The sequence below is a fragment of the Aurantimonas sp. NFXS3 genome (assembly GCF_049132005.1).
Lineage (GTDB): Bacteria > Pseudomonadota > Alphaproteobacteria > Rhizobiales > Rhizobiaceae > Aurantimonas > Aurantimonas coralicida.
Window position 1 is genome coordinate 349,427 of record NZ_JAGDDZ010000006.1, and the last position, 10,184, is coordinate 359,610.

A 10,184-nucleotide genomic window follows, 5' to 3' on the forward strand; every position below is an offset into this window, starting at 1 on the left:
GAACCTTGAAAAGGACCGCCTGTTGATCCCCACAAGACCCCAAGCCGCCCTGGTCTTCGTCGTCACGGCCGCCATTACCACGATAGCGGCGGGGTGGCAGGTCCATGCCGAGCCCAATCGCGTGCAGTTCCCGGCACTGGAGGCGCTTGTGCACTACACGACCGTGCGCCGCGGCGACGTCACCGAACACATCATGACGACGCCGATGGCGATCGAGGCGGTTAAGCAAGGTGAGGCCATCCCTTCCGGCACCCAGTTCGTCCTGGTCGATTATCGCGACGACGAGCTCTACCGCTACTTCGTGATGGAGAAGGGCGACGGTTGGGGCGCCGACTACGACGAAGGCCGGCGCACCGACGACTGGCAATTCCAGTGGTTCTGGCCGGACCGCTCCATCAACACGGACGAGAACACGGCGCGCTGCCAGTCCTGCCACAGCAGCCAGGCTGACGCCGACTATCTGTTCACGGGTTACCGGATCCCGCGCTTCGACGGCACCCCGGTCGAGTGAGGGTTCTATGACCAGCATCCTCCGCCTGCGCCTCGTCCTCGACCTTCTTGCCTTCGGCCTGCTGCTGTTCGGCCTTTCCTACTGGTGGCTCGGCAACATCGCTCACGAGGTGGCGGGGACCGCGTTCTTTCTCCTCCTGATCGTCCACAACGCCTTCAACCGCCGCTGGTACGGTAGAGCCGCGCGCCCACAGCGCGACATGCGTTCGACCCTGAACGTCCCGGCCACGCTCGCGCTTCTCCTCGTCATGCTGGCCCTCTTGGCGACGAGCATCCTGATCTCCAATGCCCTGTCTCCGGTGATGTCGGCCTACGGCGGCTTCACAGTCCGCCAGATCCACACGCTGGCGGCCTATTGGGCGCTGGTGATCGTCGCGGTCCACCTCGGCTTTCGTTGGACGATGATCATGGGCATGGCGCGCAGCCTGTTCGGCATCACCGGTCGAAGCATGCTGCGGGCGACCGTTCTTCGCCTTGTCACGCTGGCAATAGCCGTGCAGGGCGTCGCCAGCTCGCTGGCGCTCGGCCTCGGCGGCAAACTGACGATGCAGGTGAGTCTCGACTGGTGGAACTTCGAGGAGTCGGTGCTCGGCTTCTTCGGCCACGCGGGAGCCATCGTCGGCCTTTGCATCGCCCTGACGCATTACGGCCTAAAGCTCGTGGAAGCCGGACGATCCGCCGTGCGCAGGCCCGCCTAGCTGCGGTAGCGCAGAGCCTCCACCAGGACGGAAAAGGCCGGCGAGGCGTGCTTTCGGCTCGGATAATAGAGGTGGTAGCCGGGAAACGGCGGGCACCAGTCCTCCAATACGCGGACGAGCCGCCCGGCGGCGACGTGCGGCAGCACTTGGTCCTCCGGCATGTAGGCGACGCCGAGCCCATCGATGGCCGAGAGAAGGCGCATGGCGAGGTTGTTGAAGACGAGTTGACCCTCGCCCCGAACCTTGATCTCCCGGCCGTCCTTCTCAAGGCCCCAGGGGAACAGTCCGCCGTAGGTCGGCAGCCGCGTGTTGATGCAACGATGGGCGGTCAAGTCCTCAGGTGACAGGGGAACCCCATGCTCCGCGAAGTAGCCCGGCGACGCCACCACGGCCATCCGCATCTCCGGGCCGATCTTCATGGCGATCATGTCGTTGGCGATCTGCTCGCCCATCCGGACCCCGGCGTCAAATCCCTCGGCGACGATGTCGGTCAGGCCGTAGTCGACGATGATCTCGATCTTTATGTCGGGATGCTCGGGAAGGAAACGAGCAAGGGCGGGTTGCAGGATTGAGATCGCCGGATGCTCACCGGCTGTGATGCGAACGGTCCCCGCGGGTTTGTCCCGCAGGACGCTCAATGCCGCGAGCTCGTGATCGATCTCCTGAAAGCGCGGCGCGACAGTCTGCAACAGGCGCTCGCCCGCCTCGGTCGGAGCGACGCTACGGGTCGTCCGGGTCAGGAGACGCATTCCGAGCCGGGCCTCGAGACCTTTGATCGTTTGGCTCAGTGCCGATTGCGAGATGCCGAGCTGGGCCGCTGCCCGGGTGAAGCTCCGCTCCCTCGCCACGATCGCAAACGCGGCAAGCTCGTTGTAGTTCTCGAGCGCCATTGATTAGCGTTCCTTCTGAGGCTTTGCCGATTACGCCTCTAACAGAGGCGTTCAGCCAGCGCTACGGTTCGGGCGTCGCTCATCTTCGTCACGGACATCAACGATGAACTGGTCCAGCACCGCTTCCGCCGTCTGCCTGACCGTTGCCTCGCTCGCCCTGGTGGGGGCCACATCCGCTGACTCCCCCGTCGACGGGGACGAAGGCACCACAGAAGTCGAGACGATCGCCGCGCCGACGAGCGACCATCTGTCGGCCGACGACACCATCGGCGACCTGCTGTCGCACCCGGCATTCGAAGGCTTCGCGCCATCGATCCTGCCGTGGGACGGCCGCCCGTACGATCCCTCCATGAGCCTGCGGGGGATGCGGTCGCTGATGCCCTACCACAGTGAGGTCGATCCCGAGGGTGCCGTCGCGGCGCTCAACCGCATGATCGACGACGTGAACGACGGAAACCGGGTGTTCTACGATTTTTACGAAGGAACCCGGCCGAAGAACGGCCCGACGGTCGATAGCACCGGCCTGTTCTACTTCCGCAGCGTGCCGGGAGCACCTTTCGCCATTGTGGCGCCCGGAGGCGGATTCTCCTATGTCGGCTCGTTGCACGAAGGCTTTCCCTACGCACAGGAGATCAGCCGACAGGGGTACAACGCCTTTGTCCTGCGATACCGGGCCGGTTTGGGCGGCAGGCTCGCCACCGAAGACCTCGCGGCTGCCCTGTCCTGGATCGTCGACCACGCAGAGGAACTTGGGGTCGCAAGGAAGGGATACGCGCTGTGGGGCAGCTCCGCCGGCGCGCGCATGGCGGCCTCGATCGGATCGCACGGCGCCGCAGCGTTCGGCGGCCAGGATCTGCCGAAGCCATCGGCGGTGGTCATGGCCTACACGGGCCATTCGGACCACGCGGCCGATGAGCCTCCGACATTCGTTGTCGTCGGTGAAGCCGACGGCGTCGCTCCCCCTTCGAGAATGCTTGAGCGGGTCACCGCCCTGCGCGAGTTGGGCGCCGAAGTCGTTTACCGGGAATACCCGGGTCTCGGCCATGGCTTTGGTCTCGGCACGGGAACGCGGGCGGCGGCCTGGATCGACGAGGCGATCGGGTTCTGGGAGCGCTTCGTGGAGCCGAACCGACGTCCGTCGAGAAGGGCTGCGACGCCCGTTGACTGATTAGGGCTGCTTCTAAGCGTTAGAACATTCTTCCGGCTAATCCGCTGTCCGCCGCGGGCCTACATCACCCCCAACACCAACACGGACTTCACCCTGCGGGTCGCGGTCGGCGGCTTCGATGCGCGTGCTCGCGGTGAACCAGAAGGAGATCCGCCATGCGGAAGCGTCAGTTGGGAACGAGCAGCCTGGAAGTATCCGCGATCGGATACGGCTGCATGGGCTTTGCGCCGGTCTACGGCACCGCTCCCGATGCGAAGGTGGGCGTCGACCTCATCAGGCAGGCCGTCGATCTCGGCGTCACGTTCTTCGACACCGCGGAGGTCTACGGGCCCTTCACCAACGAGGAGATGGTCGGCGAGGCACTGGCCCCCGTTCGCGATCGCGTGGTGATCGCCACGAAGTTCGGCTTCACGTTCGGCGAGGACGGCAGGCAGCAGATCCTCAACAGCCAGCCCGACCACATCCGCTCGGTCGTGGACGCCTCGTTGAAGCGCCTGCGGACCGACCACATCGACCTTCTCTACCAGCATCGTGTCGATCCCGACGTGCCGATCGAGGACGTCGCCGGGACGGTCCGGGACCTGATCGCCGCCGGCAAGGTGGGCCATTTCGGTCTGTCCGAGGCGAGGGCAGAGACAATCCGCCGGGCCCACGCGGTCCAACCGGTAACCGCCCTCCAGAGCGAGTACTCGGTGTGGTGGCGCGAGCCGGAAGCGGAGATCCTGCCGATGCTCGAGGAGCTCGGCATCGGCTTCGTGCCGTTCGCGCCGCTCGGAAAGGGCTTCCTGACGGGCGCGGTCGACCGGGACACTAAGTTCACCGAAGGCGACTTCCGGGCCAGCGTGCCGCGCTTCTCCGACGACGTTCGCGAAGCGAACCTCGCAGTCGTCGACCTCCTGAAGGAGATCGCCGCCGCCAAGGCGGCGACGCCCGCCCAGATCGCCCTGGCCTGGCTCCTCGCGCAGAAGCCATGGATCGTCCCTATCCCCGGCACGACCAAATCGCATCGCCTGAAGGAAAACATCGGCGCCGATGCCGTGCTGCTGTCCGCCGACGACCTCGCCCGCATCGACGGAGCGATGTCGCGGATCGCGGTACAGGGCGACCGTTACCCGGAGCACCTTCGCGCCCGCGTCGGTCGCTGAGGCTGGAGGCCATCATATGAGCTCGACCCGTTTATCCCGCCGAAGCCTGCTGGCCGCGTCGACCCTGCTGGCGCTTCCAACGTTGGTCGCGACAAGTCCCGGAAGCGGCGCACGCGCACAGGGGTCGGCCTCGCGGGTTCTCGTCGCGTACTTCTCCCGCTCCGGCAACACGCGGGTGATCGCGGGCCAGATCCGCCGGGCAACCGAAGCAGATGAATTCGAGATCCGCCCCCGTCAGCCCTATCCGGCCGACTACGAGGAGACCGTCGCACAGTCGCATCGGGAGCGGGACGCCGGTTTTGAGCCGGAGCTGGAGAGCTCGGTATCGGACCTGTCACGATACGAAACCATCTATCTCGGCTTTCCGATCTGGAGCGGCACCGCCCCGCCGGTGATCCGCTCGTTCCTCTCGCAGCACGACCTGTCCGGCAAAACCGTCCTGCCGTTCATCACGCATGGTGGCTATGGCCTCGGCAACAGCGAGGAACTCCTCGCCGAGCGCGCCGAAGGTTCGCGCCTGGCGAGAGCCTTCGCGCTCGAGGCCGACCAGGAACGTCGCACCCTCGAGGAGGTCACTGACTGGCTCGAACGGTCGCCGCCGGTTCGCTGACACGCCTTTCCGCTCTCGAACTTGGAGAGCCTCCTTTCAACGCATTCGGAAGCAAGACCATGACGATCAAGCATCGCACGCTGGGCAATGGACTGGAGGTCTCCGCCCTGGGCCTCGGCTGCATGAGCATGACCAGCCTGTACGGCCCGGCTGCCGACAAGACGGAGATGATCAGCCTGATCCGCGCGGCTCATGACGAGGGTGTCACGCTGTTCGACACGGCCGAGTCCTACGGTCCGTTCAAGAACGAGCGCCTGCTCGGCGAGGCGCTTGCGCCGATCCGGGACCGCGTCGTGATCGCGACCAAGTTCGGCTTCGACATCGATCTCGAGACGGGCCAGCGGACCGGCGGAACCAACAGCCGTCCCGACCACATCAAGGCAGTCGTCGACGCCATGTTGAAGCGGCTGCGGACCGACCGCATTGACCTCCTGTACCAGCACCGGGTCGACCCGGTGGTCCCCATTGAGGACGTCGCCGGGGCCGTCAAGGAACTGATTGCCGCAGGCAAGGTCGGACACTTCGGCCTGTCGGAGGCGGGCGTTCCGACGATCCGCCGCGCTCACGCGGTCCAGCCTCTCACGGCCGTCCAGAGCGAGTACTCGCTGTTCTGGCGTGGCCCGGAAAGCGAACTGCTGCCGGCGCTGGAGGAACTCGGGATCGGGTTCGTTCCCTTCAGCCCGCTCGGCGCCGGCTTCCTGACGGGCAAGATCGACGAGGCCACGCAGTTCGATCCGACCGACTTCCGCAACAACGTTCCGCGTTTCTCGCCAGAGGCACGCAGGGCCAACCTTGTCCTCGTTGAACTGCTGCGCTCGGTGGCGGATCGCCGGGGAGCGACGCCGGCTCAGGTGGCGTTGGCGTGGTTGCTCGCCCAGCGGCCCTGGATCGTCCCGATCCCCGGCACGACCAAGCCGCACCGGCTTCGGGAAAACCTCGGGGCGACCGAGGTGGATCTCACCGAGGCGGATCTGTCCGAGATCGAAAGCCGCGCCGCCCAGCTCGACCTTCAGGGTGAACGCTTGCCGGAAGCCGCGCTGCGGATGACCGGACTCTAGCAACGCGCCCAGAGGCGCCGGCACGACCGGCCCCTGGCATCCGACCGCGCAGGCGGAACACGGCGCAACCACACGAACTCTCACGAAAGGATCTGACATGACGAACAAGCGAGGACTTCAAATTGGCCGCCGCGGCCTCCTTCTTGCGGCAGGAGCCGCCGCCGCCGCGCCGCTTATCGGACGCGCCCATGCGCAGGCTTCCGTCGAAAGTGGCGGCGGCAACGGCGGCGCTGCATCGACGGCCGAAGTAGCGGGGCGCAGGCGGCTGGGCTCGCTGGAGGTCTCCAGCATTGGCCTCGGTGTCCAGAACATGCACCGGACCTACACGACGCTGGTCCCGTATCGGCCGGAGATGCTGAACATCATCCGCGCCGCCTACGATCACGGCGTGACCTTCTTTGACACGGCCGAGGCGTATGGCCCGCATGAGGATGAACGGATCCTCGGCGAGGCGATCGAGTCGTTTCGCGACAAGGTGGTGATCACCTCCAAGTTCGGCTGGGATGTCGATCTTGAGACCGGCGAGCGGCGTCCGGGGCTGGTCAGCAAACCGGCGCGCATCAAGCAGGCCGTGGAAGGCATGCTCAGACGCCTTCGCACCGACCGCATCGATCTTCTCTACCAGCATCGCGTTGACCCGGACGTGCCGATCGAGGACGTCGCGGGGGCGGTCAAGGACCTCATGGACGAGGGCAAGGTCCTCCACTGGGGCCTCTCCGAAATGGGTTTGGACACGCTGAGGCGGGCGCACGCCGCCTTACCCGTCACCGCCGTTCAGAACGAGTACTCGATGCTGTGGCGCGGGCCGGAAGACGAGGTGATCCCGCTATGTGAAGAACTCGGCATCGGCTTCGTGCCGTGGAGTCCGCTCAGTGTCGGCTTCCTGACGGGGGCCATCGACGAGCGAACGCGCTTTGCCGAGGGTGACATCCGTGGGATCGAGCCCCGGTTCTCGCCGGAAAACCTGCCTCACAACCTTGCGCTCGTCGAACTCGTGAAGAGCTGGGCGGAGCGGAAGGAAGCCGCCCCGGGGCAGATCGCCCTGACATGGCTGATGGCGCAGAAGCCTTGGATCGTCCCCATCCCGGGCACGACGCAGATGGCGCACATGCTCCAGAACGTCGGCGCGACGGCAATCGGGTTCACGCCGCAGGAGTTGGAGGAACTGAATGCCGCGGTCGCGGCCATTGAGGTTCGGGGCGCGCGGCTTCCCGAAGCAGTGCTCGCCTTCTCAGGCGTCGAGGCGCCGCCGAAAACCTGATTCTGGACCAGGAGCTCCCTTCAGCGGGTCGGAGCCTCCTGACTTAGCGATCCTGACGGAACGTCCGCAGCCAACTTGACTGCGGACGTTTTTGGGTTTGGGCGCGCGAGTCCGCGAGATGTAGCGCCCCGTGATGGACCACTCAGTCGGGATACTGATCGTTAGTAACGAGTTCGAGCCACTCGACTGTCGAGCCGTCGACACTTTCGGAAAACGCGATATGGCTCGTCGCGTTATCGGGTGAGGCACCGTGCCAGTGCTTGACCCCGGCGGGATTCAAACGGTGTCACCCGCCCGGATTTCCTGAACCGGTCCCTCCCAACGCTGGACCAGGCCGACACCTGAAAGGACGATCAGGGTCTGGCCGAGAGGGTGTGTGTGCCAAGCTGACCACCGCGAGCGAATTGTGGGGATAGTCCCGTGGCGCACTATTGCGCTACACGAGTCTCACTCGATGATGTTGTCCCACCATGGTTTCAGACCGCCTGTCTCCCAATCTCGGTCGACCCTCCTCGCCGTTGCCCACCGGGGTGTCCTGATGGGGCAGCTTCCTCCGGCGGCGGCAGGGAGGCAGGCCGACTTGTTCGCGGAGACCGCAGCGAACGACGACGCAGTCGCCCCGCCCCTGCCCTACCCTTCCACTCGCCGTCCCCAGGTGGCCGCCTTCCCCGCGGACGAGGAGATGGCCAGCCGCCTTGAAGAGACCGGCCGCTACCGTGTCCTCCGGCAACTTGTACCGCGACCCGTCGAGCCGATGCCGTGCCCGTGGCCGAACGGCTTGAAGCTCGGCGTCCTCCTCGATACGGAAACGACCGGACTGAACCACGCGACGCACGAAATCATCGAACTCGGTATGGTAGCCTTCACCTACGACGACGGAGGAATCCGTGACGTCGTCGGCGTGTTCTCTGGCTTGCGCCAACCGAGTCAGCCCATCACCGCCGAGATCACCCGGATCACCGGCATCACGGACGAGATGGTCCGCGGGCAGGTCATCGACCTCGACGTTGTGGAGCGCTTCATTGAGCCCGCCGACTTGATGATCGCGCACAACGCGCGCTTCGACCGTCCGTTCTGCGAAAAGCTCGCGTGCGGCTTCGATGTGAAACCGTGGGCATGCTCGGTGTCCGAGATCGACTGGACGTCACTCGGGTTCGAGGGAACCAAGCTCGGCTACCTCGTCGGGCAAGTCGGGCTCTTCCACAACGGCCACCGTGCCGTCGACGACTGCCACGCGCTGCTCGAGGTCCTAGCGGGCCCGTCGCGGGTCGACGGTGCCGTTGCCCCCTTCGCGCAGTTGCTGGTATCAGCCGGGCGCGCGAGGCTGCGCGTCCATGCGGTCGCCTCGCCCTTCCACACGAAGGATGTCCTGAAGGCGCGCGGCTACCGCTGGGCGGACGGTTCGGACGGTCGCCCCAAGTGCTGGTGGCGGGAGGTCGACGAGGACGCCTTCGACGACGAGGACTTGTTCCTGCGCGAAGAAGTCTACGGCGGGCACTCGGAGGCGATTGTCCAGCGGCTGACGGCTTGCGAGCGTTTCAAAGCCTGAACTGTCTTAGCCATAAGCCGACCGTCATCACCGCCTCCGTCGGGCACGAGCGAAATCGGACACTCAGGTCGCCCCCGTTCCATAGGTTTCTGCATAGTCTGCCACCGCCGACCTGATCAGGGGGCGCATGACGGTGACATAGCTGTCCACGCGTTCAGCGAGCCAACTGAACGCGCGTGCCTTGTTATCGGGGTGTGAGAGCGGTCCGAAGGATGCATGCTCGCCGATGCGGTTTCTGCCGTACGTATCCTTGGTCACTTCGGCCGCTCCACCGAGTTGCGGACCCACGGCAGCGAAATCTTCGACCAATCTGTCGGAAGCGTATTCCCCCGCGCTGTTGCGGGTCGCTGACAGGAACAGCCCGACCTCGTTCTTCCGCATGTCACGGTAGACGGTCAGCCAACTGCTTCCACCGGGCGCGGGCATCATGACATTCAGGTATCCCTGCCTGGGGGCCCGTGGGATCGGCTGTTCTGGATCACGAATACGAAGGACAGGGAGGAACTCCTTCCAGAACGCCTGCTGTATATCACCGAGGGCTTGGCGGTCGGGATCGACCTCGTGGCTTTCCCCGTCCGAGGCGACGTCCTGTACGACGTGACCGTCGGGTACCCCAACAACATTGCGCGTCACAATCGCCGTCCGGACGAGCACGCGCGGAACGACCAACTTGTCGCCGTTCGGCATTACATAGACGGGCATCTCCACAAGACCGAGTGAGAAATGGAGGCCCGCGTGGCGTTGTAGGTATTCGGCGATAGCCTCGACCCCCTCGCGAATCCCATCGCCGACGATGAGGAGGAGGAACCGCCCGCGGCGTAGGTTAAGGGAAAGGGCGTCGTTGAACTCTATCTCGTCGACGGACGCGTCCGCCGACCGCACAAGATCGAGAACGGCGTTGCCCTCTCTACCAAGCCGACGCCCTACCTCACGCTGGAGATCGGCAGACGTCCAGCGGCTGAGCTCCTTGGCATAGTCTAGGATTTGTCCGACGACCTCGCGACGTCCTTCCGGATTTCGCCAGAGTTTGCATTCCACGAGGATCGGCAACCCGGACGGGGTAACCAACAAGTTGTCGATCGCGCCCGCAGGAGTCACCAACTCTCGGCAAATGGAGACCGCACCCGCGAACATCGGGTCGATCTCCGCTGTCATTCGGCGTGCAATTTTGGGTCTGACGCACTTTCGATGACGATCAGGCGGCGCCTAGCAAGCGGGCCTCAAGAAGATCAAGCTTGGCGCGCCCGTACATTTGCCGCTTCACGAGCTTGAGCTTGTTCACCTGGCCTTCCGTC

At 65.1% G+C, this 10,184-nt stretch carries 10 protein-coding genes and 1 pseudogene; 8 read left to right on the forward strand and 3 right to left on the reverse strand.

The features are described from left to right. Nucleotides 1–49: 49 nt before the first annotated feature. Together J3367_RS18005 and J3367_RS18010 are read left to right on the forward strand one after the other, a co-directional pair. Entirely contained in the window at nt 50–511 is a 462-nt protein-coding gene (locus tag J3367_RS18005) for a cytochrome P460 family protein (RefSeq protein WP_029703591.1), read from the forward strand. Between the two features lie 7 nt (nt 512–518). Further along, nucleotides 519–1,208, forward strand: a complete 690-nt coding sequence (locus J3367_RS18010; RefSeq protein WP_024351807.1) for a DUF4405 domain-containing protein — start codon at nt 519–521, stop codon at nt 1,206–1,208. On the opposite strand, the gene J3367_RS18015 is transcribed toward J3367_RS18010, so the two are convergent. Next, the gene (locus J3367_RS18015) at nt 1,205–2,098 is read right to left on the reverse strand and encodes a LysR family transcriptional regulator (protein ID WP_024351808.1); all 894 of its coding nucleotides are present in this window, start codon (nt 2,096–2,098) and stop codon (nt 1,205–1,207) included. The genes J3367_RS18010 and J3367_RS18015 overlap by 4 nt on opposite strands. Nucleotides 2,099–2,201: 103 nt before the next feature. On the opposite strand from J3367_RS18015, the gene J3367_RS18020 reads away from it, so the two are divergent. The 5 genes from J3367_RS18020 (at nt 2,202) to J3367_RS18040 (ending at nt 7,340) form a co-directional block, all read left to right on the forward strand. Next, a complete protein-coding gene (locus J3367_RS18020) occupies nt 2,202–3,266 on the forward strand; it encodes an alpha/beta hydrolase (RefSeq protein WP_421461903.1) in 1,065 nt (354 codons plus the stop codon). A gap of 155 nt (nt 3,267–3,421) precedes the next feature. Then, entirely contained in the window at nt 3,422–4,411 is a 990-nt protein-coding gene (locus tag J3367_RS18025) for an aldo/keto reductase (protein ID WP_024351810.1), read from the forward strand. A gap of 16 nt (nt 4,412–4,427) precedes the next feature. Continuing rightward, entirely contained in the window at nt 4,428–5,021 is a 594-nt protein-coding gene (locus J3367_RS18030; protein ID WP_024351811.1) for a flavodoxin, read from the forward strand. 65 nt (nt 5,022–5,086) lie between these two features. Then, nucleotides 5,087–6,079 (forward strand): aldo/keto reductase, encoded by a 993-nt coding sequence (locus tag J3367_RS18035; RefSeq protein WP_024351812.1) that lies wholly within the window; start codon nt 5,087–5,089, stop codon nt 6,077–6,079. 97 nt (nt 6,080–6,176) lie between these two features. Further along, nucleotides 6,177–7,340, forward strand: coding sequence for an aldo/keto reductase (locus tag J3367_RS18040; protein WP_024351813.1), 1,164 nt, complete (start codon nt 6,177–6,179; stop codon nt 7,338–7,340). A 142-nt stretch (nt 7,341–7,482) separates the two neighbouring features. Here J3367_RS18040 and J3367_RS18045 read toward each other — a convergent pair. Continuing rightward, nucleotides 7,483–7,730: pseudogene (locus J3367_RS18045) on the reverse strand (cupin domain-containing protein); the annotation flags it as partial. Between the two features lie 148 nt (nt 7,731–7,878). Between J3367_RS18045 and J3367_RS18050 the strand changes: the two are divergent. After that, nucleotides 7,879–8,889: a 3'-5' exonuclease gene (locus J3367_RS18050; protein WP_029703596.1), complete on the forward strand. Its 1,011-nt coding sequence runs from the start codon at nt 7,879–7,881 to the stop codon at nt 8,887–8,889. A gap of 63 nt (nt 8,890–8,952) precedes the next feature. Here the strand turns inward: J3367_RS18050 and J3367_RS18055 are convergent, their stop codons facing one another. Further along, nucleotides 8,953–10,044, reverse strand: coding sequence for a hypothetical protein (locus J3367_RS18055; protein ID WP_024351815.1), 1,092 nt, complete (start codon nt 10,042–10,044; stop codon nt 8,953–8,955). Nucleotides 10,045–10,184: the final 140 nt, after the last annotated feature.

Coding starts and splice junctions, on each gene's coding strand:
- J3367_RS18030 (WP_024351811.1), top strand. CDS start 4,428: ATGAGCTCGACCCGTTTATCCCGCCGAAGCCTGCTGGCCGCGTCGACC.
- J3367_RS18020 (WP_421461903.1), top strand. CDS start 2,202: ATGAACTGGTCCAGCACCGCTTCCGCCGTCTGCCTGACCGTTGCCTCG.
- J3367_RS18050 (WP_029703596.1), top strand. CDS start 7,879: ATGGGGCAGCTTCCTCCGGCGGCGGCAGGGAGGCAGGCCGACTTGTTC.
- J3367_RS18025 (WP_024351810.1), top strand. CDS start 3,422: ATGCGGAAGCGTCAGTTGGGAACGAGCAGCCTGGAAGTATCCGCGATC.
- J3367_RS18040 (WP_024351813.1), top strand. CDS start 6,177: ATGACGAACAAGCGAGGACTTCAAATTGGCCGCCGCGGCCTCCTTCTT.
- J3367_RS18010 (WP_024351807.1), top strand. CDS start 519: ATGACCAGCATCCTCCGCCTGCGCCTCGTCCTCGACCTTCTTGCCTTC.
- J3367_RS18055 (WP_024351815.1), bottom strand. CDS start 10,044: ATGACAGCGGAGATCGACCCGATGTTCGCGGGTGCGGTCTCCATTTGC.
- J3367_RS18015 (WP_024351808.1), bottom strand. CDS start 2,098: ATGGCGCTCGAGAACTACAACGAGCTTGCCGCGTTTGCGATCGTGGCG.